This window comes from Alishewanella agri BL06 (assembly GCF_000272005.1).
Lineage (GTDB): Bacteria > Pseudomonadota > Gammaproteobacteria > Enterobacterales > Alteromonadaceae > Alishewanella > Alishewanella agri.
On sequence record NZ_AKKU01000026.1, the window covers coordinates 325757 to 349350 of the forward strand.

A 23594-nucleotide genomic window follows, 5' to 3' on the forward strand; every position below is an offset into this window, starting at 1 on the left:
GTCGGGTATGCGGGTATTACATGTTGAAGATGATGAAGATATCAGAGCCGTAACCGAAATTGCTCTGGTTCAGCTAAGTGGTTTTCAGGTGCTAAGTTGCGAGTCTGGTCAGCAAGCCCTGACGCAAGCAGAGCGTTTTGCGCCACAGCTAATATTATTAGATGTGATGATGCCGCAAATGGACGGGTTGCAGACGTTGGCAGCGTTACGACAGTTGCCTGGTCTAGCTGGGGTGCCGGTGATTTTTATGACGGCCCGTTTACAAGAAGCCGAGCAGCAGCGCTATTTATCTGCCGGCGCTATTGCGGTGATCGAAAAACCCTTTGATCCCTTAACGCTGGGAACACAGTTACGCGAGCTTTGTCAGACCAAGCTTGCCGACTCCCGGCTGTCAGATGTTTGACCATAAGGTTACAGATCCCTATGCAGTCAGCGGTAAAACCTGAAAATGAAGCAGCGCGTCTGGCTGCGCTCTATGCCAGTGCGCTATTAAATACCTTACCAGAGCCACGTTTTGATCGGCTAACCCGGTTAGTGCAGCAGGCGCTGCATACCCCTATAGTATTGATTTCACTTCTGGATGAAGAGCGGCAATGGTTTAAATCCCGCCAGGGGTTGGATGTTTGCGAAACTGCGCGCGATATTTCATTTTGTGGCCATGCAATTTTAGGCGAGGGAGTATTTCAGATCACTGATGCCTTGGCCGACCCGCGTTTTGCCGATAACCCCCTGGTAACCAGTGCGCCTTTTATCCGCTTTTATGCCGGAGTGCCGTTAAAAGTAGCAGCGCAGCCAATTGGCACTTTATGCATTATTGACTCTGAGCCCCGGACCTTATCAGATGCGGAAACCGCGATGCTGATTGGTTTCGCCGAACTGGTTGAGCAGGAAATTACCGACCGTTTGCATGAACAGGCTCACCTGCAACTGGCGGCAAGTGAGCTGATGTATCGCTCTGTACTCGAGGGTACGCGGATTGGCACCTGGCAATGGAATGTGCAAACTGGTGAGACCGTCTTTAACGAACGCTGGGCCGAGATTATTGGTTATCAGCTGGCCGAGCTGATGCCAATCTCGATTAGCACCTGGCAGCATTTTGCTCACCCTGACGATTTAGCCTTGTCTGCGTCTTTACTAACACAGCATTTTAATGGTGAGCTGGCATTTTATGATTGTAAATGCCGGATGAAACATAAAAATGGCCATTGGGTTTGGGTGCATGACCGCGGCAAAGTGATTTCCTGGACCGCTGATGGTAAGCCGCTAATGATGTATGGCACTCATGCGGATATCACTGAACAAAAACAAGCCGAGCAGGAACTTAAAGCCAGTCGCGATCAGTATCAGGCTCTGGTAAATAATATCCCTGGTATCACTTATCGGTGTTTGGCCGATAGCGATTGGACCATGTTATATATCAGTGGCAGTATCGACCCGTTATCGGGCTATCCGGCAACTGACTTTATCAACAATCAGGTTCGCAGCTACGCCAGCGTTATTCTGGCGGAGGACCGTAACCGGTTGACGAAAATAGTAGAACGGGCGATAGCTGAGCGCCGTAGCTGGCATGTGCAGTATCGGATCACTCATCGCGATGGCAGCGTGCGTTGGGTCGAAGAGCGCGGCACACCCGAGTTTTCAGAACAAGGTGAGCTACGCTATCTGGATGGTTTTATTCTGGATATTAACGCCGAAAAGCAATTAAAACGAAAGTTAATTTCTCTGACCGCACAGCTGCCGGGGGTGGTGTACCAATATCAGCAGTGGCCTGATGGTCGGGCGGCCTTTCCTTATGCCAGTGCGGCTATTGAGCAAATCTATGGCGTGAAACCTGAAGACGTGACGGCAGATGCTTCCAAAGTGTTTGCTGTTATTCACCCTGAGGATATGCCTGCAGTCGTTAACAGTATCCAACAATCGATGTCGACACTGTCACTCTGGCGCTCTGAATATCGGATTGTCAGTAAACAAGGTGACATAGTGTGGCTACTTGGCAGCGCCACACCCGAAAAAATGCCGGATGGCAGCGTGTTATGGCATGGTTATATTCAGGATGTCACCACGACTAAACAACATTACCTGGCGTTGGAGAAAGCCAACCAGGCACTACAGGTGGCACGCGAGCGCCTTGATACCGCCAGTGAACAGGCGCAAATGGGCTTCTGGCAAGCGTCATTAAAAACCGGTGCGCTCTGGTGGTCACCGGTGATCTACCGGATTTTTGGTTTTGACGAAGCTAGTACCGTCCCCAGTGTTGCCTTGTTTAAAAGCACCATTCACCCTGATGATCGGCAAAAAGTGGCCCAGAGTGAACTGCAAGCAGCCCAAACTGGCGTCCATGATGTGATCCATCGGATCATCCGGCCGGATGGCACTATTCGCTGGGTGCATGAAACCGCCAGAATGCTGCCAGAGGCAGAAAACCCGGAGCTGATTATGGTTGGTTCGGTACAGGATATTACCGAGCGCATCAAGTTACAGCAGTTAAAGGATGAGTTTATTTCGACGGTCAGTCATGAGTTAAGAACGCCGCTTACCGTGATAAAAGGTGCTGTTACGCTGTTAAATTCCGGCATGTTGGGCGAGCTAGCCGCACCGGCACAAAAACTGCTGTCAGCAGCCCAGCATAACAGTGAGCGTTTATCACATTTAATCAACGATTTATTAGATATCGAGAAGCTGGTTGCTGGCAAAATGCCTTTTTCTTTTCAACAACTAATCGTTGCAAAAGAGCTGGAGCAGGCGACACAGGCGTTAATACCGTTCGCGGAACAGTATGGCGTTACCCTGCAGTTGGAACCGGTGTTATCCGTTTTGCGCGTCAGGTCCGACGCACTGCGGTTGCAACAAACACTGACTAATCTGCTGTCTAACGCTATTAAGTTTTCTACGTCAGGCAGTAAGGTGCGGCTGCGGGCCTATCAGCACGACAGCCTGGTTCGGTTTGAAGTGCAAGATAGCGGTCAGGGCATCCCGGAAGAGTTCCAACCACAAATCTTTGAACGTTTTGCACAAGCAAAAACACCACAAGGTGAATCTAAAGGTGGCACGGGCTTAGGTTTGGCGATATGTAAAGAATTGGTCGAACAGATGGGCGGTAGTATCGGTTTTAGCTCTTTACCAGCACAAGGCACCACCTTTTATTTCCAACTGCCGGTGGCTGGCAGTGAAAAATAGAGAACACGAATAAGATGATTCCAACAGACAATAACAAAACTGACTTACGAGCTGCATTCAGTCTGGTACGACAACGCTTCGAGCAATCTTTGCCAGCCCGGGCCAGTGCCATGCAGGCCTTGTTGCAAGCGGATGAAACCACCGCTCCGGCGTTAAACCAGCTGATCAGTGAAGCGCATAAGCTGGCCGGCGCCTGTGGCACCTTTGGTTTTGGTTTGTTGGGTAGTCAGGCCAAAATGTTAGAGCAACTGGCCAGGACCATACAGGAAAAACCGGCATCTGAGCAGCGTTATGCATTGCTTAGCTTACAGTCTGCAGTACAAGACTTTTTACAAAGTGTGCAAGAGGCCTTACGCAATAGCTCAGATGCCAGCACAGTAGCGTTATTACAACCCAGGCCGGAGAACAGTATTTGGTTGTTACTGGAAACGCCAGCGTTGATTGCGGAGTTAGATACTCAGTTACGGGCGTTTGGACATCAGGTTCTTATCTTTAATAGTTATGACAGTTGTCTGGAGGCCTTATCGCAGCAAGCGCCTGCCGTATTATTTACAACCATTGCGCTGCAAAATGGCCAGTCGTTGTTTAAACAAAAATTGTTGTTAGATCGCTTAAACCAGCAGCAAAGCCGGCTAATGTTGTATTCGGATCAAGATAACTTTGATTTACGGGTTAAAGCTGCACAGCATAGCGCTGATGCCTTTTTTGTGTCGCCGGTTGATGTACCAAATATGATTGCGACGATCAGCGAGTTATTGGAGCAGACGTTTGGGCAACATGGCCGGGTATTTATTGTTGATGACGATAAATTGCTGGCGGAGCATTACGCGCTGGTACTCAAAGCTGCCGGCATTGAAACCCGGATTTTGCAGCAGGTGACTCAACTTGTACACGAAATACTAAGCTTTCAACCAGATTTAGTACTGATGGATATTTATATGCCGGACTATTCCGGAACTGAACTGGCCGGTGTACTTAGGCAGTATCAATCGCTGAAACGTTTACCCATTGTTTATTTATCCTCCGAAGCAAATAAGCTGCTGCAGATGAAGGCGATGGCGCAAGGCGCCGATGACTTTTTAACTAAGCCTATTTCTGACAATGAGCTGGTGCAGGCAGTTAAAGCCCGGTTACGCCGCAGCCAGCAGATTCGGCTGCTGATTGAAAAAGATGGTTTGACCTCGCTGATTAAGCACAGTGCGATTAAAGAAGCCGCCGCCCTTGAGTTGGAGCGGGCGACCCGCTTCGATAAACCATTGAGTATCGTTATGTTGGATATTGATTATTTTAAAAGTGTTAATGATCAATATGGCCACGCCACTGGCGATATCGTGATTACCGCCCTGGCAACTTTGTTACGCAAAAGAATTCGTAAAACGGATAAAGCCGGCCGTTATGGTGGCGAGGAGTTTATGTTGGTATTGCCCGACTGTAACAGCTTGCAGGCGCGGCAACTTACCGAGAATATTTTGCAAAGTTTCCGGCAATTACAATTTAGTGCTGGCAATTCAGCATTTAGCTGTAGCTTTTCTGCCGGCGTGGCCTCAACCAGTGATAGTAGCTATGCCCATGCGGATGAACTGATTGCAGCGGCGGATACCGCGCTTTACCAGGCTAAGCAGGCTGGCCGGAATCGAGTCTATTAAGGCTGAATTCAGTCAGGCCTGTTAGAGTCGAAGGGGCAATAAGGAGCGTTAAAATGAAATCATTAATGTTAGGTACTTTCTTATTAACGAGTATTTCTTTTCTGGCTCTGGCCGACGACGACCGGCCACCAGCCGATGCATTGAAATTATCTGAGGTGGTGCAAAAGCTGGAGCAGCAGGGCTTCTATCCCATCGTCGATATTGAGTTTGATGATGGCGTTTGGGAAATCGATGCCTACCGTGGCGCAGATAAGCGTGAGTTACAGGTTGATCCGCGTACCGGCAAGGTATTACGCGATCGGGATGATTAATCCACTCTTACAATCCACTTTGGCGTTGCGGGGGTTGGCGGTTATCACCGCCAACCTTAAGTTTTAGTGGTTACAGCTTTTGCAATACTTCGGCGGGTAACGCCAGCTCGTCGTTTCTGTTCACACCTACACCGCGCGTTAAAATGTTCTGCGCGATCTGTTTCGCTTCATCCAGCGAATGCATTTGCGCGGTGCCACACTGATAAATATTCAGTTCCGGAATATCATTCTGACTGGCGACTTTTAACACATCATCCATCGCCGCCTGCCAGGCTTTAGCTACCCGTTGTTCATCCGGTGTACCAATCAGGCTCATATAAAAGCCGGTACGGCAGCCCATAGGCGAAATATCAATAATTTCCACATCCTGGCCATTTAAGTGGTCACGCATAAAACCGGCGAACAGATGCTCCAGCGTGTGAATGCCTTTTTCAGACAGAATTTCTTCATTTGGCACGCAAAAACGTAGATCAAATACGGTAATGGCATCGCCTTTGGGCGTAGTCATTTTTTTAGCAATGCGCACGGCCGGCGCTTTCATAATGGTATGGTCAACAGTAAAACTATCGAGTAATGGCATGTCAAATCCTGTAAGCAACTTAGAGATGGTTTGATTATAGCGCTGGCGGCAGCGGAAAGTTAACCGCTTTTGACCATGACGGCTATAAACAACACAAAATGCATCAAAAGCTAAAATTTTACTTTTGATAACCTTGAATAGATCAGGGCTAATCCCCACTAATCGGTCATCGCAATGTTTCATTGTTCAGAATATAAGTGGAGAGATGTTATGGGTAGAATTATTGGTATTGACTTAGGTACAACCAACTCTTGTGTGGCTATTTTGGATGGTGACAAGCCAAAAGTGCTGGAAAATGCCGAAGGTACACGGACCACGCCTTCCATTATTGCTTACACCGAAGATGGCGAAGTGTTAGTGGGTCAGCCAGCCAAGCGTCAGGCGGTGACTAACCCAAAAAATACCTTATTCGCTATCAAGCGCTTAATTGGTCGTCGTTTTGAAGACGAAGAAGTGCAGCGTGATATCAAAATCATGCCATTCCAAATTGTTAAAGCCGATAATGGTGATGCCTGGGTAGAAGTTAAAGGCAAAAAATTAGCCGCGCCGCAAATTTCAGCGGAAGTGCTGAAAAAGATGAAGAAAACGGCTGAGGATTATCTGGGCGAGCCAGTAACTGCGGCGGTTATCACCGTACCGGCATACTTTAACGATGCTCAGCGTCAGGCGACCAAAGACGCCGGCCGGATTGCCGGTTTAGATGTAAAACGTATTATCAACGAGCCAACTGCTGCGGCACTGGCTTACGGTATGGATAAGAAGAAAGGCGATACCAAGGTTGCGGTATATGACCTGGGTGGTGGTACTTTCGATATTTCTATTATCGAAATTGATGATGTTGATGGCGAGCAAACCTTTGAAGTGTTGGCTACCAATGGTGATACGCACTTAGGTGGTGAAGACTTCGATAACCGCGTGATCAACTATCTGGTTGAAGAATTTAAGAAAGAGCAAGGTATTGACCTGCGTAACGATCCGCTGGCGATGCAGCGTTTAAAAGAAGCCGGTGAAAAAGCCAAAATTGAACTGTCTTCTGCGTCACAAACGGAAGTGAACCTGCCTTATATCACGGCTGATGCCACAGGTCCGAAACACCTGAACATCAAATTAACCCGTGCTAAGCTGGAATCACTGGTCGACGATTTAGTGCAGCGTACTTTAGAGCCGCTGAAAAAAGCGCTGGCTGATGCTGACTTAAGCGTAAGTGACATCAACGAGATTATTTTGGTTGGTGGTCAGACGCGGATGCCAAAAGTACAAGAAGCGGTAACGGCTTTCTTTGGTAAAGAACCACGTAAAGACGTGAACCCGGATGAAGCGGTAGCTGTGGGTGCGGCTATTCAGGGTGCGGTATTATCTGGTGATGTGAAAGACGTTTTACTGTTAGACGTTACGCCTCTGTCACTGGGTATCGAAACCATGGGTAGCGTGATGACCACGCTGATTGAGAAGAACACCACTATCCCGACTAAGAAGTCTCAGGTGTTCTCAACTGCTGATGATAACCAGTCTGCAGTAACTATTCATGTGCTGCAGGGTGAGCGTAAACGCGCCTCTGACAATAAGTCATTAGGTCAGTTTAACTTAGAAGGTATTCGTCCGGGTCGCCGCGGCGAGCCACAAATCGAAGTAACCTTCGATCTGGATGCGGATGGTATTCTGCATGTATCGGCCAAAGACAAAGATACTGGCAAAGAGCAGAAGATCACTATCAAAGCCTCTTCTGGCTTAAGCGAAGAAGAAATCCAGAAAATGGTGCGTGACGCTGAAGCGCATGCTGAAGAAGATAAAAAGTTCGAAGAGCTGGTGCAGGCGCGTAACCAGGCCGATGCCATGGTTCACGCTACCCGTAAGCAAATCGAAGAAGTCGGTTCAGCGTTAGCGGCTAACGACAAAGAAGCTATCGAGACCGCTATTGGCGAGCTGGAAAAAGCCATCAAGGGTAATGATAAGTCAGAGATCGAAGCCAAAACTCAGGCGTTGATCCAGGCTTCTCAGAAACTGATGGAAGCCCAGCAGGCGAAAGGCCAGGCCGGTGACGCTGGCCAGCAAGCCGGTGGCGCTGACGACGTAGTCGATGCGGAATTCGAAGAAGTTAAAGACGACAAAAAGTAATTAACGCTAAAACAGGCTGCAGCTTTGGCTGCAGCCGTTAACTGAGAAATAAGCACAGATCTATGTCCAAGCGTGACTATTATGAAGTACTAGGTGTCGCTAAAGGCGCCGATGATAAAGACATCAAAAAGGCTTATAAACGCCTCGCCATGAAATTTCACCCGGATCGTACCCAGGGTGATAAAGATATGGAAGAGAAGTTTAAAGAAGTACAGGAAGCCTATGAAGTTTTGTCTGACGAGCAGAAGCGGGCAGCCTACGACCGTTACGGCCATGCCGGAGTAGATCCGAATCGTGGTGCCGGTGGTTTTGGTGGCGCCGGTGGTGCCGACTTTGGCGATATCTTTGGCGATGTGTTCGGCGATATCTTTGGTGGTGGCCGCCGCGGTGGTGGTTCGCGCTCGCAACGAGGCGCTGACCTGCGCTACAACCTGGAGTTGTCGCTGGAAGAAGCGGTTAAAGGTAAATCGGTCGATATTAAAGTACCGACCATGGTCAGCTGTGACAGTTGTGATGGTTCAGGCGCCAAAAAAGGCACTTCAGCCAAGAGCTGTCCAACCTGTAACGGTGCCGGTCAGGTTACGATGCGTCAGGGCTTTTTTGCGGTACAGCAAACCTGTCCTACCTGTTCTGGACGTGGCAAAATTATTCCGGATCCCTGCAGCAAGTGTCATGGTGAAGGTCGCGTAGAAAAGACCAAAACGCTGTCGGTTAAGATCCCTGCCGGTGTTGATACTGGGGATCGCATTCGCTTATCTGGCGAAGGTGAAGCCGGCATGCATGGTGCACCTGCGGGTGATCTCTATGTCCAGGTGTCAGTAAAAGCGCACCCGATCTTCCAACGTGATGGCAATAATCTGTACTGTGAAGTGCCGATGAGCTTCGCTACCGCCGCCTTAGGTGGCGAGATTGATGTGCCAACGCTGGATGGCCGCGTTAAGCTGAAGATCCCGGCAGAAACGCAAACTGACAAGATGTTCCGCTTGCGTGGCAAGGGCGTACAGTCGGTGCGTGGCGGCGGTGTCGGTGACCTGGTGTGTAAGGTGGTGATTGAAACCCCGGTTAAGCTATCAGAGCGGCAAAAAGAGCTGCTGCGCCAACTGGATGAAAGTATGACCGGCGAAGGCGAAGCCACACACCGGCCGAAGTCAAAAGGCTTTTTCGATGGTGTGAAAAAATTCTTTGACGATCTAACCAGCTAGTTTGACGGTTTAAACAATGAAATCACAGAAACCACCCGTTTTGGGTGGTTTTTTTATGCTTAAAAGGTACACTTAAGCCACAGTGTTATTGTTTCCAACGGACTGCTTATGTTAAAGAAAATTCTGGTTACTGCGGTATGCGCGCTGTTGCTTGGTTCTTGTGCCGAGTCTCCTACCGGCCGCAAGCAGGTGATGCTATTTGATAACAAGCAATTGAATACTATGGGCGCCCAGACTTTCGAGCAAATGAAGGCGGAGCAAAAGATTAGTAGCGATCCGGCGACTAACCGTTATGTGCAGTGTGTCGCCAATGCTTTATTAAAAGTGACACCAGATGAATACCAGCAATACAACTGGGAAATCGTAGTATTTGATAGCGAGCAGGTAAATGCCTTTGCCTTACCTGGTGGCAAGATGGGCGTTTATACCGGCCTGATAAAAATCGCAGAAACGCCTGCCCAGCTGGCAGCTGTAGTAGGCCATGAAATTGGTCACGTTATGGCCGGGCATAGCAATGAACGCTTATCAACCAATCAGTTTTTACAGCTTGCCTTAGCTCTTGGTGACGCCGGCACTAAAGCTTATGGTGTGCGTTATCAGCAAGAGTTAATGGCGGCGCTGGGGCTGGGGGCTCAGGTTGGCGTAGCCTTACCTTTTAGCCGCACCCATGAAACCGAAGCCGATGTAATAGGTCTGGAATTAATGGCCAAAGCCGGGTTTAATCCTGAAGATTCGGTTGCCTTATGGCGCAATATGGCAGCGGCAGGCAGTGGCGGTGTGCCACAGTTTTTATCCAGCCACCCGGTGCCAGATACCCGCATTCGCACTTTACAGCAAAAAATGCCAGAAGCTGCTACACTTTATCAGCAGCGAAGACAGCAAGGAAATTTGCCAGCTTGCCGCAAGCCTTGATGTCAGTATTTTTTACAGTTTAAATGGTAAAGCAGCTTCTTGAAGCTGCTAGCTGCAAGTGAATCAAAGGCTTGCATATGATGGTGTGATACTTGCATCGTCAACAGTATTATCGATATTGGTTAACCTACGGAAGTTGCTATGCAAGGACATGACCAGAAAGAACAAGATACCGCCAAACTAAATCGGCGTAAGTTTTTAACCCGGGCCGGTGCTGGCTTGGTTATAGCGTCATTACCGGCGAAGTCTGTGTGGGCTGGTTCCAACGGTTTAGCGGGATCAATTATAGCGTCAGGACATGGCTCTGATTTCGCAGGTGGAAAACCGCTGGTGCTAAAATCATCCGGATTTTTCGGTAATTCGGGTGGTGGTTCTAAAGCCAGTTCTGGTTTTGGTATTACGTCAAATTACTTCTGTAATATTTTCCCCGGCAATCCGCTACCTACGATTGCACCAGAAGATCTTCAAAAGGAAGATAAGTCTCTTGAAACGTTGACGATGAGAGATATTCTGCAGACCAACAACCTGAAGTTCCATGGTGATGGTAAGGTCAATCGCTTTATGGCAGCGACCTATATGAACGCAATTTTTCATGGTCAGTTTGGTATTTATTTCCCGGTAATTGGAAGTTCTCCAACGTTTCAAACCCCCCAAGATCTTGCAGAATACTTGTATCTTAACGGCCTAAACAATGGAGAGTTATTTGGTTTAGAATTACAGGAGCTGTTTGCAGCCTATGCCGTCTAGATGGAACCTGGATTAAGTGTTATTGAAGCAGGAAGTCCTTGTTAAAAGTTTTAAGGACGGTTCAGGTATTGTGCTTTTTGACACTAACACCGGTGAAACTATCGGATTTTCGAAGTCTTTTGAAGAGTTGGTCGCTTTGGAGTTAGATCGTCATCTTGAAAAAGAGCTGAAACCCTATGAGTACAAGCTATTTAAAAAGATGCTAACTCAGCAATGAACGCCACTTTGACTCGAATCTGATGACAGAAAATTTTCGTCTGCGACTCCCGCCTTTCAACTTTTCTATTCAATCTGATATCGGATTGGTTAGCGAGAATATCCATAAAATTTACGCTCCAGCGCTGGAAATATTTCGCCCCGTTTATCCTGATTATTGTCTAAGTGTAAAGCAAACTGCCGGGCTACGTAGGTATTGGAAACCTCAAGCCCGATTCCTTGCTGATCAACAGGAGCCTTTTCAACCTTTAACTTTGCAGCAAGGTTACGCAATGTTGGAGTGGGGCATGAATTGGTGTATCGCCAGTCACGAAATGCAATATGTCATTTTACACTCTGCTGTTTTAGCGAAAAATGATAAAGCGATAGTCTTTCCAGCACCACCAGGCTCTGGGAAAAGTACCTTAACAGCCTACCTGGCATTCAATGGCTGGCGTTTGTTATCCGATGAAATGGCGCTGATTTTACCTTACAGTAAGAGGGTTCAACCTTTTGTACGACCAATTTGCCTTAAGAATCAATCCATAAATTTGGCAAAAAAATGGTTTCCGGACGGTGTTTTCTCAACTATTGCATCGGACACTCATAAAGGCGATGTGATTCACCTTTCTCCGCCACTTAACAGTTGGCTGGGTGCTGAACAACAGGCTGAAATTGTTGGAATAGTTTTCCCGCAGTACGTCCCACAAGTTGAATTAGATATTTATTCTCTTAATCAAACTCAGGCATTTATGCAACTTGCACAAAACGCATTTAACTTCGGCGTTATCGGTCGTGAGGGTTTTGAGACTTTAACAACTATTATTGAGCAAGTGCCGGTTTTCGATATTCAGTATAATGATCTGGTTGCGGTAGAGGATTTTTTAACAAACGAGGTGTTGTCTCGTGTCGCTTCGTGAGCTAATAGTGCGAATTTTCGCTCGGCCAGTGCTTGCTTTATCGATTAATGAGCCGCAGTGGGTAGAGATAATTCGTATCTTGCGTCAACAGCAACAACTGGCCCGTTATGCTTACCTATTTCGGCAAGCAGATGTTTTTATGCAGCTGCCTCAGTACGCTCGCCATCATTTGCGCAACGCTGAAATTATTGCTGATAAACAATTACGTCAAGTTAGTTCTGAAGCTATTGAACTTACGAAGTTACTGGCGCCATTGAATGTCAGGCCAGTATTTCTCAAAGGCGCTGCCTATGCATTAATGCGGGAACTGCCGGCCGGAATCGGACGTACCTTTAGCGACCTGGATATTCTGGTTCCCAAAGAACAAATTACAGCAGTAGAGCAACGGCTGTCGGTATTTGGCTTTTTACCTGAGCCGGTGAGTGCTTATGATCAGCATTATTACCGTAAATGGACGCATGAGATCCCACCGTTACGGCATCATAGCCGCGGCACTATTCTGGATATTCATCATAATTTGATCCCCCCCGTTTCGGGCCGGGCACCGGATATTCGCCGTTTCTGGCAGCATCTTGATCTGACGGACGATGGCTATCAGGTACTGAGCTTACCGGCTATGACCTTACATAGTCTGATCCATCTATTTTTTAATGAGGACTTCAAAAAGGGCTTTCGGGATCTGACCGATCTGCATTTGTTATTTGCTGGTTTTAGCGAGCAAGATTGGGAGCAATTGCTGCAACTGGCCGAGCAGACCGGTTTTATGTTTGAATTGATGCTGGCTTGCCGCTATAGCCATTCACTGCTAACTACACCCATTCCTGCTTGGGTGATGCAACAAACTGAGCAGTACCAGCCGTCAAAACTGCGCCTACAGCTACTGGATTTTATCTTCCTGCGATTGTTAAGTCCGCAGCACCCGTTATTAAACACTTATCTGGATCAGCTGGCTGCATTGTTAGCACTGATCCGTGGTCACTGGCTGAAGATGCCGCCGCAGATCCTGCTTGGGCACCTGAGTGTAAAAGCCTTTTGTGCAATCCGAGACGCGTTATTTGGCAAACACCAATTTAGCCCGAAACGACCGGGGTAGTTTGTCGGCGCAGTAAAACCACAGTTAAAGCGATCATCAATAGGATCAAACAATAATAGTTGTATGTGATGACCTGCCACGGCGATAAGCCAAAACTTGCCCCGAGCAGTAAGGCCTGAGCACCATAGGGTACTAATCCCTGACTGATACAGGCAAAGATATCCAGCAAACTGGCGCTGCGCCGTGGGCTGATTTGATGTTGCTGTGCCAGGTTGCGGCTAACATCTCCGGTTAATACTATAGCCACCGTATTATTGGCAATACAGAGGTTGCTGATAAAGGCCAAGGCGGCAATGGCCAGCTGCTGGGCTTTATTGCCGGCAAGTCGCAGCTTAGCGGTAATAGATTGGATTTTATTAGAAATCCACTGTAAACCACCTTGTTGTTTAATAAATTCACTGAGGCTACTTACCAGCATCGCCAACAGAAAGATCTCCTGCACATTAGCAAAACCGGTCGCAATATCCTTACCCAGGTTGCTGATTGCATAATCGGCAAGCAGACTACCCTGCAGCGCAGCCAGGGCGATACCGAGCAGCAATACGACAAACACATTGAGACCTAAGACTGCCAGTACCAGAATGGCGGCATAGGGCAAAATACCCGTCCAGTTATAGGCTTCGGTGCTAATTTGCGGGGCATCTGAAGTCAGTAGGCTATAGGCCAGAATGGTCAGTAAGGCCGCAGGCAACGCAATTTTGATATTTTCTTTAAATTTATCAGCCATATTGGCGCCCTGGGTGCGGGTAGCAGCAATAGTGGTATCTGAGATAATCGATAAGTTATCTCCGAACATAGCGCCACTAAGCAGTACCCCAGCGACAATCGCAGGGTTCAGTTCCGCCTGATTGGCGATGCCCACGGCTATCGGCGCCAGGGCGCCGATGGTCCCCATCGAGGTACCCATAGCAGTAGAAACCAGAGCGGCAATAATAAATAAACCCGGTAAAATAAAAGCAGGTGGAATAATACTTAAACCGGCGTTGACTACGGCATCGACACCACCACTGGCGGTCGCCACGCTGGCGAAGGCGCCGGCTAATAAGTAAATCAGACACATGGTAATAATATTGCTATTACCGGCGCCTTTAATGATCACGTCGATAGATTGCGTCAGAGGGGCGCGATGCAGCCACACAGCCAGTATCAATGCCGGCAGAATGGCGACATGACCAGGCAGTTGGTAGAACGCGTACTCAACATTCTGGCTTTGAAAATACAGGCCACTGCCTAAAAACAGCAGCACAAAACACAGTAATGGCAGTAACGAGCGCTTCGCGCCGGATGTAATGATAGTGTCCACTAGAGCAACCTCAGCAAAATGGCAGCGCAATATATAGATGTCCAGACGTCTTGTCAATCTGGCGTGAATTCAGGCATGTTTAAGTTAGGATTTAGTTAGCTTGCCCCTGTGTTGTTTAACATAGGGTATTTCGACTAAAAAACATACTGTTAGATGATAAGAATCATTATTGACTTAACGCGGAGGCACGGATGGCAGCAAAGCAGATTATTGGTAGCAAGCGATTTCTGCCATTCTTTTTGACCCAGGCGCTGGGCGCCTTTAACGACAATGTCTTTAAAAATGCGCTGATGTTGCTGCTGACCTTTAGCGCGGCCAGTGCTATGCCCTGGAGTGTTGATGTCAGTATGAATCTGGCCGCCGGGCTCTTTATTCTGCCGTTCTTACTGTTTTCAGCTACCGCCGGCACCCTCGCTGATAGTGTTTGTAAAACCCGGCTGATCCGCTGGCTTAAATTACTGGAAATCGGTCTGATGCTATTGGCGGCAGCCGCATTCTTCTTTGAACAATATTTGTGGTTGCTCGGACTGTTGTTTTTGATGGGGAGTCAATCTGCCTTTTTCGGCCCGGTTAAATATGCCATTTTGCCGCAGTTGTTAACTGATCGACAACTATTGGCAGGTAATGCCTGGGTAGAAATGGGAACCTTTATTGCAATTTTGTTGGGTACCATTGTCGGAGGCTTACTGGTTGGTATAGCCAATGCCATGCTGTGGATCGGCAGTTTAGTGGTGTTGTTTGCCGTGTTTGGCTATCTGGCCAGTTTACAGATCCCGGAAGTTGGGGTCGTCGCTGCCGGTCCGCGCTTTCAATTTGCGCCCTGGCGGCAAAGCCTGGAAACCGTCCGCATCAGCTATCAAAACCGTACCCTGTATCTGGCAATTATGGCAATTAGCTGGTTTTGGTTTTTAGGAGCCAGCTATCTGACCCAGTTTCCGAATTTTACCAAAAGCCATTTAGCCGGTGATAACACTGTAGTAACGGCCTTGCTGGTGGCCTTTTCGGTTGGGGTAGGCATAGGTTCGATGCTTTGTGAGCGTTTATCCGGCGAAAAAGTGGAATTGGGGCTGGTGCCCATTGGTTCTATTGGTCTGACGGTATTTGGTATCAGTTTGTATTTTAGTACGCCGGCTGTTATGCCAGCGGAGTTGTTATCACTAACTCAGTTTTTGGCCACTGCCTTTGGCTGGTGGGTACTTTTTGATTTAACTTTGGTCGGTGTTTTTGGCGGGCTCTTTATTGTGCCGCTGTATGCAATGTTACAGCAGCGGGCCGAGCCGGCGCAGCGGGCGAGGATGATCGCCGCCAATAATATTTTTAACGCGCTCTTTATGGTGGTTGCGGCGCTGGCGGGGATGTTATTTCTGGCTGGGTTTGGCTTAAGTATCCCAGAGTATTTTCTGATCCTGGCCATTATGAATGCGGTGGTCGCGCTCTATGTTTACAGCACTGTGCCGGAATTTGTGCTGCGGTTTGTGATTTATCTGCTTAGCCATACTATGTACCGGGTGAAAGCACAGGAGCTGGAACATATTCCCGAGGAGGGGCCGGCGGTACTGGTGGCCAACCATGTTAGCTATGTTGATGCGCTGTTGATTGGCGGTGCAGTACGCCGGCCGGTGCGTTTTGTGATGTATAAAGGGATTTACCAGATTCCGGTGGCGAACTGGCTGTTTAAAGCCGCCAAAACCATCCCAATTTGTGGCAAGCAACAGGACGAGAAGATGTATGAGGCGGCCTTTGCGGCAATTCGACGTGAGCTTTCAGAGGGCAATCTGGTTTGCATTTTCCCGGAAGGACGTTTAACAAAGGATGGTGAGATTGATGCCTTTCGCACCGGCATTGAACGGATTATCGCCGAAACCCCGGTGCCGGTGATTCCGATGGCGCTGCAAGGCCTGTGGGGCTCTTTTTTTAGTCATCATGGCGACGGCGCTTTTAAGTTTAAGGGGCGGTTTTGGTCGAAGATTAAGCTGGTGGTTGGCGAGCCGGTGGCAGCTTCTGCAGTAACCGCAGCGAACCTGGAACAGCAGGTCAGAGCGTTAAGAGGTGCTGAGCGCTAGTCGAAATAAGCAGCAAACAATAGTTAAATGGCCATTTAACTTGATCCGGGATGCCCGAAACCCCATAGCATTGAGACATTTCGTCTGACAGCTATGGAGCTTGTGCATGTTTAACTTTTCCTATCAAAACGCCACTCGTATTGTGTTTGGTAAAGACCAAATCAGTGAACTAGCGCATCTGGTACCCAAAGATAAAAAAGTGCTGCTGATCTACGGCGGCGGTTCGATTAAACGTAACGGTGTGTATCAGCAAGTTGTGAATGCGCTGTCAGGGTTGAGTGTGGTTGAGTTTGCCGGGGTTGAACCCAATCCTGCTTTTGAGACGCTGATGCGGGCGACAACGTTAGTGAAAGAGCAGGGGATTGATTATATTCTGGCAGTTGGGGGTGGCAGTGTCGTTGATGGTGCCAAATTTGTTGCTGCTGCTGCGGTATTCCAAGGCGATCCTTGGGACATTCTGGCTAAAGGTGCCAAGATAACTGCAGCTTTACCGCTTGGCTGCGTTCTTACACTGCCAGCTACCGGCTCTGAGAGCAATGGTAATTCAGTTGTTACCCGCTATGAAACCCAGCAAAAACTGGCCTTTAGCAGTGAGCTGGTGTTCCCGCAATTTGCTATTTTGGATCCGACTGTCACGTACAGTTTGCCACCGAAGCAGGTTGCCAATGGCGTGGTTGATGCTTTTGTGCATGTGATGGAGCAGTATCTGACCTATCCGGTCAATGCACCGGTACAGGACCGTTTTGCTGAAGGCTTACTGCAAACCCTGATTGAAGAGGGCCCGAAAGCGTTGGCGGAACCAGAAAACTATGACGTGCGCGCTAATGTGATGTGGGCCGCGACCATGGCACTGAATGGCCTGATTGGCCAGGGCGTGCCGCAGGATTGGGCCACTCATATGATTGGCCATGAAATTACTGCGCTCTATGGCTTGGATCATGCACAAACCCTGGCGATAGTGTTACCGGCACTGATGCAGCAACAACGCGCCACTAAAGGCGCCAAGTTACTGCAATATGGTCAGCGGGTCTGGCAACTACAGCATCAGGACCAAGAGCGGCTGATTGACGAGGCCATCAGCCACACCCGGCAATTCTTTGAGCGGATGGGCGTACCTACCCGTCTGGCTGACTATGGTATCAAAGCCGATGCCGTCGATAAGCTGGTCGACAAACTGGTGCAGCATAAGATGATTAAGCTCGGTGAACACCGGGATATCACGCCGGAAGTGAGCCGCAGTATCCTGCAACGGGCGCTGTAACTTAGAATAAACAGCCGTTTTTCCTTAAAGACGGCTGTTTTGCTTTTGTAATCTGCCGGCTTTTGGTCTAATAGCGGTCATTAAGAACAATGATTGATTGAAGAGTGCAGAGCATAATATGACCTCAATTGGGATCTTTGGTGCCAATGGCCGTATGGGCCGGGCTTTGGTGACAGTAGCAAAAGAACAGCAATTACAGCTCACAGCAGCCACAGTAAGATCCGGTTCAGAGTTAGTGGGGCTTGATGCCGGCGAACTGGCCGGCTGCGGTAAAATCGGGCTGGCGCTAAGCGCTACTGCCGCCGCGGCAGTGCAGCAAGCTGACGTCTGGGTCGATTTTACCATGCCCGAGCCGATGTTAGCCCAGCTGGCACTCTGCGTGGCTGAACGTAAAGCCATGGTGATTGGCGTCACCGGCTTAACCGATGCCCAGTATCAGCTGATTCAGCAAGCCAGCACGCAGATCCCGATTGTTTGGGCGCCTAATATGAGTGTTGGCGTGAATTTGCTGCTACATCTGGCACAAACCGCTGCCAAGGTAATGGGGAATACGGCGGATATTGAGATTATCGAAGCGCACCACCGTTTTAAAAAGGACTCGCCGTCGGGTACCGCAATGGCAATAGGTGCCAGCATTGCCCGTAGCCTTGGCCGTAACCTGAACGAGGTTGCCGTCTATGGTCGCGAAGGCATGATTGGTGAGCGGCCGCAACAAACTATCGGCTTTGCTACAGTAAGGGGCGGCGACATTATTGGCGATCATACCGCGCTGTTTGCAGATCTTGGTGAAAGACTGGAAATTACCCATAAAGCATCAAGCCGTAACACCTTTGCGCAAGGCGCACTGCGCGCTGCTTTATGGTTGCAAAATAAGCAGCCAGGACTTTATACCATGCAACAAGTGCTGGGTTTGCCAAAGTTAGATTAAACTTTTGCGGCATTTAACAAAAAAACGTGTTAAAGCCGCTATTTTTGTAAAAACAAAAAATAGTCATAGCCAAATTAGCGCTTATCACCTAAAATAAGCAGGTTTGCCCGTACGCTGGAAGATGTCCTGGTTTTGTTATCATTACCGGGAACTGTTAGCGCACGGTAAATACGGGTATCAGAATTTTAGGTCAAAACGGGTTGTAAAACGCCACTGGTTTTCGCCCGTTTTTTGCTGTTTGGAGGTTATTTTGACTAAGTCCGCCCTGCTCGTACTGGAAGACGGCACCGTATTTCGCGGTACAGCCATTGGCGCCGAAGGAGTTTCTGTTGGTGAGGTAGTATTTAACACCTCGATGACCGGGTATCAGGAAATTTTAACTGACCCCTCATACGCAGAACAAATTGTGACTCTTACCTATCCTCATATTGGCAATACCGGAACCAATGAGGAAGATGAGGAATCCGGCAAGATTTGGGCGAAAGGCCTAATCATCCGTGACCTCCCGCTGTTAGCCAGCAATTTCCGCAACCAACTCTCTCTTAGTCAATATCTTAAAAATAACCATATTCTCGGCATCGCCGATATCGATACCCGCAAATTAACCCGGATCCTGCGTGAAAAAGGCGCCCAGAACGGCTGTATTATGGCCGGTGATAACCTGGATGAAGCTAAAGCACTGCAACTCGCCAAAGGCTTTCCGGGTTTATCGGGGATGGATTTGGCAAAAGAAGTCACTGTCAGCGCACCTTATCAGTGGACCGAAGGTAGTTGGCAGCTGGGCGTGGGCCATCAGGCCGCTGCCGCCGAGCGCTTCCATGTCGTAGCGTATGACTTTGGTGTGAAACGCAATATCCTGCGGATGTTAGCGGACCGCGGCTGTAAACTGACCGTAGTACCGGCGCAAACCCCTGCCGCTGACGTACTGGCCTTAAACCCGGATGGTATTTTCTTATCTAATGGTCCGGGTGATCCAGCACCTTGTACCTATGCTATCGAAGCCATTAAAGCCTTTTTAGAGACCGATATTCCGATCTTTGGTATCTGCTTAGGTCACCAGTTACTGGCACTAGCCAGCGGCGCCAAAACGGTAAAAATGGCGTTAGGCCATCATGGTGGTAACCACCCGGTACAAAACCTTGATAGCAAGCGGGTACTGATTACTGCGCAAAACCATGGTTTTGCGGTAGAAGAAGCCAGTTTACCGGCCAATTTACGCGCTACCCATAAATCGTTATTCGACGGCACCCTGCAAGGGATCCACCGTACTGATAAACCGGCATTCAGTTTTCAAGGCCACCCGGAAGCGAGCCCAGGCCCGCACGAAGCCTCAGAGCTGTTCGACCACTTTATCGCGCTGATGCAAAAAGCCTAAGCAAAGAAAGAATTACGGAGATCTACTGCAATGCCAAAACGTACCGACCTAAAAAGTATTCTGATCTTAGGCGCTGGCCCTATCGTGATCGGCCAGGCCTGTGAGTTCGACTATTCAGGCGCTCAAGCCTGTAAAGCATTAAAAGAAGAAGGCTACCGCGTTATTCTGGTGAACTCTAACCCGGCCACCATTATGACCGATCCGGAAATGGCCGACGCCACCTATATCGAGCCAATCCACTGGCAGGTAGTAGAAAAGATTATCGAAAAAGAGCGCCCGTGCGCTGTACTGCCGACCATGGGTGGCCAGACAGCACTGAACTGCGCGCTGGATTTAGAGCGTCACGGTGTACTGGCGAAATACAACGTCGAAATGATCGGCGCCACGGCGGATGCCATTGATAAAGCTGAAGATCGCAGCCGCTTCGATAAAGCCATGCGCTCTATCGGTTTAGCCTGTCCACGCGCTGGTTTAGCCCACTCGATGGAAGAAGCCTATCAGGTACTGGAAACGATCGGTTTCCCTTGTATTATCCGCCCGTCATTCACCATGGGTGGCTCAGGTGGCGGTATTGCCTATAACCGTGAAGAATTTGAAGAAATCTGTACCCGTGGTCTGGATCTGTCGCCGACCAAAGAGCTGCTGATTGACGAGTCGTTAATCGGTTGGAAAGAGTACGAGATGGAAGTGGTGCGCGACAAGAACGATAACTGCATTATCGTCTGTTCGATTGAAAACTTCGATCCGATGGGCGTTCACACCGGTGACTCGATCACCGTAGCGCCGGCGCAAACCCTGACTGACAAAGAATACCAGATTATGCGTAATGCCTCGTTGGCGGTATTGCGTGAAATCGGCGTAGAAACCGGTGGCTCAAACGTACAGTTTGGTATTAACCCGGTTGATGGCCGGATGGTCATTATCGAAATGAACCCGCGGGTATCGCGCTCATCAGCACTGGCCTCAAAAGCTACTGGCTTCCCAATCGCCAAAGTAGCCGCCAAGCTGGCGGTAGGTTATACCCTGGATGAACTGGCCAACGATATTACCGGTGGTGTTACCCCTGCGTCTTTCGAGCCGAGCATCGACTATGTGGTTACCAAGGTGCCGCGCTTTAACTTTGAAAAATTTGCCGGTGCTAACGATCGCTTAACTACCCAGATGAAATCAGTAGGTGAGGTAATGGCCATCGGCCGTAACCAGCAGGAATCGCTGCAAAAAGCCCTGCGTGGTTTAGAGATTGGTGTCTCGGGTTTAGATCCGATCATTGATATCAATGCCTCGGAAGCCAAAGAAAAGATTATCCGTGAACTGCGGGAGCCGGGCGCGCACCGTATTTGGTATATCGCCGATGCTTTCCGCTTTGGCATGAGTATGGACGAGATCTTTACCCTGACCAAGATCGACCCCTGGTTCCTGATACAAATTGAAGATCTGGTAAAAGAAGAACAGGCGCTGAGTGTCGACGGCTTCGCCGCGCTCGACGAAACCCGGATTGCCCGCTTAAAACGCAAAGGCTTTGCCGACAAGCGCATTGCAGAGGTGCTTGGCGTCAGTGAAACTGAAGTGCGCAAAAAGCGCTACAGCTACAATATTCACCCGGTTTATAAGCGGGTTGATACCTGTGCCGCTGAATTTGCCTCTAACACCGCTTATATGTACAGCACTTACGATGAAGAGTGTGAAGCAGCACCGAGCAACCGCGATAAGATTATGATTATCGGTGGCGGCCCGAACCGTATCGGCCAGGGTATCGAGTTTGACTATTGTTGTGTGCACGCGGCGTTAGCGCTTCGCGAAGACGGTTATGAAACCATTATGGTGAACTGTAACCCGGAAACGGTTTCTACTGATTACGACACTTCAGATCGTTTGTATTTCGAGCCGATTACGCTGGAAGATGTGCTGGAAATTGTGCGCAAAGAACAGCCGAAGGGTGTCATAGTGCAATACGGTGGCCAAACGCCACTGAAGTTAGCTCGTGCTTTAGAAGCGAACGGCGTGCCAATTATTGGTACATCACCGGATGCGATTGACCGCGCCGAAGACCGTGAGCGCTTCCAGCAAGCGGTGAATCGTTTAGGCTTAAAGCAGCCGAAAAACGTCACCGTTACCAGCTTTGATGAAGCCTTGGCTAAAGCGCCGGAAATCGGCTACCCGATGGTGGTGCGCCCATCTTATGTATTGGGCGGCCGGGCAATGGAAATCGTTTATGACGAGCAAGACCTGCGCCGTTATATGAACGAAGCGGTAAGCGTGTCGAATGACTCGCCGGTATTGCTGGATAACTTCCTGGATGATGCTATTGAAGTTGATATCGATGCCATCTGTGACGGTAAAGAGGTCGTGATCGGCGGCATTATGGAACATATCGAACAAGCCGGTGTGCATTCAGGTGACTCGGCTTGTACGCTGCCACCACATAGCTTGTCGCAGCAAATTCAGGATCTGATGCGTGAGCAGGTGCGTAAACTGGCACTGGAGCTGGGCGTAGTTGGCCTGATGAATACCCAGTTCGCAGTTAAAGATGGCGAAGTATACTTAATTGAAGTCAACCCGCGTGCTGCCCGCACCGTGCCGTTCGTCTCGAAAGCCACCGGTGTCGCCGTAGCCAAAGTCGGTGCCCGCTGCATGGCAGGCCGTTCGCTGGCAGAGCAGGGCATTACCAAAGAGATTATCCCGCCGTACTTCTCGGTAAAAGAGGTGGTTATTCCGTTTAACAAGTTCCCGGGCGTTGACCCGATCCTTGGCCCGGAAATGCGTTCTACCGGTGAAGTAATGGGTGTCGGCGATACCTTTGAGGAGGCCTTTGCCAAAGCGGAACTGGGCTGTGGCATTGTGATCCCGACCGGTGGCCGTGCCTTGCTTTCTGTACGCGACAGCGATAAAGTGCGCGTGGTTGAGTTAGCTAAACGTATGGTGGAATCTGGTTTTGAACTGGATGCCAGTGGCGGTACGGCGACAGCGTTAAAAGCAGCCGGTATTGAGTGCCGTGTAGTTAATAAAGTGTTCGAAGGTCGTCCGAATATGCTGGACCGGATTAAAAACGGTGAATATAGCTATGTGGTGAATACCACCGAAGGACGCCAGGCCATTGAAGACTCCAAAATGCTGCGCCGTGGCGCCTTACAGCATAAGGTTAACTACACGACAACACTGAATGCCGCTTTTGCTACGGTCAAAGCCAATGCGGCCAGTGCTTTTGCTAATGTCGTATCTGTACAGGAATTGCATAAGAGAGTTAACGGATGAGTTTAATCCCGATGACAGTTCAGGGCGCAGAAGCACTGCGCGCTGAGCTGAACGAGCTAAAAACGGTAAAGCGCCCGGCGGTGATCCTGGCGATTGCCGAAGCGCGTGCGCATGGCGATTTAAAAGAAAACGCCGAGTATCATGCCGCCCGCGAACAGCAGGGTTTTATTGAAGGCCGCATTCAGGATATTGAAGCCAAGTTGTCCAATGCGCAAATCATTGATGTGACCAAGCTGCCAAATAGTGGCAAGGTGATCTTTGGCGCTACCGTCACCATTCTGAATCTGGATACGGATGAAGAAGTGACCTACCGGATTGTCGGTGATGACGAAGCGGATATTAAAAATAATCTGATTTCGGTGAATTCGCCGATCGCCCGCGGCCTGATTGGCAAAACAGCAGATGAAGTGGTTAATATTACGACGCCCAAAGGCGTGGTGGAATATGAAATCACGGACGTTCAGTATCTGTAAGTCTTGAATGCTGAATTAAAAACGCCGGCGCTGATGCCGGC

General features: G+C 49.1%; 19 protein-coding genes. 17 read left to right on the top strand and 2 right to left on the bottom strand.

The genetic code is table 11. The features are described from left to right. The first annotated feature begins 7 nt into the window (after positions 1–7). The 4 genes from AGRI_RS15140 to AGRI_RS15155 are packed head-to-tail and all read left to right on the top strand — an operon-like array spanning position 8 to position 5134. Positions 8–403 (top strand): response regulator, encoded by a 396-nt coding sequence (locus AGRI_RS15140; RefSeq protein ID WP_008985751.1) that lies wholly within the window; start codon positions 8–10, stop codon positions 401–403. 20 nt (positions 404–423) lie between these two features. Next, on the top strand, positions 424–3177 hold the full coding sequence (locus tag AGRI_RS15145) for a PAS domain-containing protein (RefSeq protein WP_008985752.1): 2754 nt from the start codon (positions 424–426) through the stop codon (positions 3175–3177). A 14-nt stretch (positions 3178–3191) separates the two neighbouring features. Further along, positions 3192–4823: a diguanylate cyclase gene (locus tag AGRI_RS15150; RefSeq protein WP_008985753.1), complete on the top strand. Its 1632-nt coding sequence runs from the start codon at positions 3192–3194 to the stop codon at positions 4821–4823. Between the two features lie 53 nt (positions 4824–4876). Then, positions 4877–5134 carry a PepSY domain-containing protein gene (locus AGRI_RS15155; RefSeq protein ID WP_008985754.1) on the top strand — a complete coding sequence of 86 codons (258 nt, stop codon included), beginning with the start codon at positions 4877–4879 and terminating at the stop codon, positions 5132–5134. A gap of 70 nt (positions 5135–5204) precedes the next feature. Here the strand turns inward: AGRI_RS15155 and luxS are convergent, their stop codons facing one another. Continuing rightward, positions 5205–5714: an S-ribosylhomocysteine lyase gene (gene luxS, locus AGRI_RS15160; protein WP_008985755.1), complete on the bottom strand. Its 510-nt coding sequence runs from the start codon at positions 5712–5714 to the stop codon at positions 5205–5207. Between the two features lie 210 nt (positions 5715–5924). Here luxS and dnaK point away from each other — a divergent pair, with 210 nt between their 5' ends. The 7 genes from dnaK to AGRI_RS15195 all read left to right on the top strand — a co-directional run bounded on the left by dnaK (position 5925) and on the right by AGRI_RS15195 (position 12898). Beyond that, positions 5925–7829, top strand: coding sequence for a molecular chaperone DnaK (gene dnaK / locus AGRI_RS15165; protein ID WP_008985756.1), 1905 nt, complete (start codon positions 5925–5927; stop codon positions 7827–7829). Between the two features lie 62 nt (positions 7830–7891). After that, complete coding sequence (gene dnaJ / locus AGRI_RS15170) at positions 7892–9031, top strand: molecular chaperone DnaJ (RefSeq protein ID WP_008985757.1); 1140 nt, start codon at positions 7892–7894, stop codon at positions 9029–9031. Between the two features lie 108 nt (positions 9032–9139). Further along, entirely contained in the window at positions 9140–9943 is an 804-nt protein-coding gene (locus AGRI_RS15175; RefSeq protein ID WP_008985758.1) for a M48 family metallopeptidase, read from the top strand. A gap of 141 nt (positions 9944–10084) precedes the next feature. Further along, the gene (locus AGRI_RS15180) at positions 10085–10690 is read left to right on the top strand and encodes a hypothetical protein (protein WP_008985759.1); all 606 of its coding nucleotides are present in this window, start codon (positions 10085–10087) and stop codon (positions 10688–10690) included. A 22-nt stretch (positions 10691–10712) separates the two neighbouring features. Then, on the top strand, positions 10713–10907 hold the full coding sequence (locus AGRI_RS15185; protein WP_156808402.1) for a hypothetical protein: 195 nt from the start codon (positions 10713–10715) through the stop codon (positions 10905–10907). 22 nt (positions 10908–10929) lie between these two features. Beyond that, positions 10930–11805 carry an HprK-related kinase A gene (locus tag AGRI_RS15190; RefSeq protein WP_008985761.1) on the top strand — a complete coding sequence of 292 codons (876 nt, stop codon included), beginning with the start codon at positions 10930–10932 and terminating at the stop codon, positions 11803–11805. Positions 11806–11833: 28 nt separating this feature from the next. Further along, positions 11834–12898, top strand: a complete 1065-nt coding sequence (locus AGRI_RS15195; RefSeq protein ID WP_237713108.1) for a nucleotidyltransferase domain-containing protein — start codon at positions 11834–11836, stop codon at positions 12896–12898. Here AGRI_RS15195 and AGRI_RS15200 read toward each other — a convergent pair. Further along, positions 12876–14201 (bottom strand): Na+/H+ antiporter NhaC family protein, encoded by a 1326-nt coding sequence (locus AGRI_RS15200; RefSeq protein WP_008985763.1) that lies wholly within the window; start codon positions 14199–14201, stop codon positions 12876–12878. The genes AGRI_RS15195 and AGRI_RS15200 overlap by 23 nt on opposite strands. 191 nt (positions 14202–14392) lie before the next feature. Between AGRI_RS15200 and AGRI_RS15205 the strand changes: the two genes are divergently transcribed. The 6 genes from AGRI_RS15205 to greA all read left to right on the top strand — a co-directional run bounded on the left by AGRI_RS15205 (position 14393) and on the right by greA (position 23553). Next, positions 14393–16264 (top strand): MFS transporter, encoded by a 1872-nt coding sequence (locus tag AGRI_RS15205; RefSeq protein ID WP_008985764.1) that lies wholly within the window; start codon positions 14393–14395, stop codon positions 16262–16264. Between the two features lie 106 nt (positions 16265–16370). Further along, entirely contained in the window at positions 16371–17525 is a 1155-nt protein-coding gene (locus AGRI_RS15210; protein ID WP_008985765.1) for an iron-containing alcohol dehydrogenase, read from the top strand. A gap of 118 nt (positions 17526–17643) precedes the next feature. Then, entirely contained in the window at positions 17644–18453 is an 810-nt protein-coding gene (gene dapB / locus AGRI_RS15215) for a 4-hydroxy-tetrahydrodipicolinate reductase (RefSeq protein WP_008985766.1), read from the top strand. Between the two features lie 250 nt (positions 18454–18703). Next, positions 18704–19828, top strand: a complete 1125-nt coding sequence (gene carA, locus AGRI_RS15220; RefSeq protein ID WP_008985767.1) for a glutamine-hydrolyzing carbamoyl-phosphate synthase small subunit — start codon at positions 18704–18706, stop codon at positions 19826–19828. A gap of 30 nt (positions 19829–19858) precedes the next feature. Further along, on the top strand, positions 19859–23080 hold the full coding sequence (gene carB / locus AGRI_RS15225) for a carbamoyl-phosphate synthase large subunit (RefSeq protein WP_008985768.1): 3222 nt from the start codon (positions 19859–19861) through the stop codon (positions 23078–23080). Further along, the gene (gene greA / locus AGRI_RS15230) at positions 23077–23553 is read left to right on the top strand and encodes a transcription elongation factor GreA (protein ID WP_008608787.1); all 477 of its coding nucleotides are present in this window, start codon (positions 23077–23079) and stop codon (positions 23551–23553) included. Before carB ends, greA begins: the two co-directional genes overlap by 4 nt. Positions 23554–23594 lie beyond the last annotated feature (41 nt).

Excerpts from the sequence above, each read along its gene's own strand:
- AGRI_RS15140 (WP_008985751.1), top strand. The coding sequence starts at position 8 with ATGCGGGTATTACATGTTGAAGATGATGAAGATATCAGAGCCGTAACC.
- greA (WP_008608787.1), top strand. The coding sequence starts at position 23,077 with ATGAGTTTAATCCCGATGACAGTTCAGGGCGCAGAAGCACTGCGCGCT.
- AGRI_RS15210 (WP_008985765.1), top strand. The coding sequence starts at position 16,371 with ATGTTTAACTTTTCCTATCAAAACGCCACTCGTATTGTGTTTGGTAAA.
- AGRI_RS15205 (WP_008985764.1), top strand. The coding sequence starts at position 14,393 with ATGGCAGCAAAGCAGATTATTGGTAGCAAGCGATTTCTGCCATTCTTT.
- dnaK (WP_008985756.1), top strand. The coding sequence starts at position 5,925 with ATGGGTAGAATTATTGGTATTGACTTAGGTACAACCAACTCTTGTGTG.
- luxS (WP_008985755.1), bottom strand. The coding sequence starts at position 5,714 with ATGCCATTACTCGATAGTTTTACTGTTGACCATACCATTATGAAAGCG.
- AGRI_RS15180 (WP_008985759.1), top strand. The coding sequence starts at position 10,085 with ATGCAAGGACATGACCAGAAAGAACAAGATACCGCCAAACTAAATCGG.
- AGRI_RS15155 (WP_008985754.1), top strand. The coding sequence starts at position 4,877 with ATGAAATCATTAATGTTAGGTACTTTCTTATTAACGAGTATTTCTTTT.
- AGRI_RS15175 (WP_008985758.1), top strand. The coding sequence starts at position 9,140 with ATGTTAAAGAAAATTCTGGTTACTGCGGTATGCGCGCTGTTGCTTGGT.
- carB (WP_008985768.1), top strand. The coding sequence starts at position 19,859 with ATGCCAAAACGTACCGACCTAAAAAGTATTCTGATCTTAGGCGCTGGC.
- AGRI_RS15145 (WP_008985752.1), top strand. The coding sequence starts at position 424 with ATGCAGTCAGCGGTAAAACCTGAAAATGAAGCAGCGCGTCTGGCTGCG.
- dapB (WP_008985766.1), top strand. The coding sequence starts at position 17,644 with ATGACCTCAATTGGGATCTTTGGTGCCAATGGCCGTATGGGCCGGGCT.
- AGRI_RS15150 (WP_008985753.1), top strand. The coding sequence starts at position 3,192 with ATGATTCCAACAGACAATAACAAAACTGACTTACGAGCTGCATTCAGT.
- dnaJ (WP_008985757.1), top strand. The coding sequence starts at position 7,892 with ATGTCCAAGCGTGACTATTATGAAGTACTAGGTGTCGCTAAAGGCGCC.
- AGRI_RS15190 (WP_008985761.1), top strand. The coding sequence starts at position 10,930 with ATGACAGAAAATTTTCGTCTGCGACTCCCGCCTTTCAACTTTTCTATT.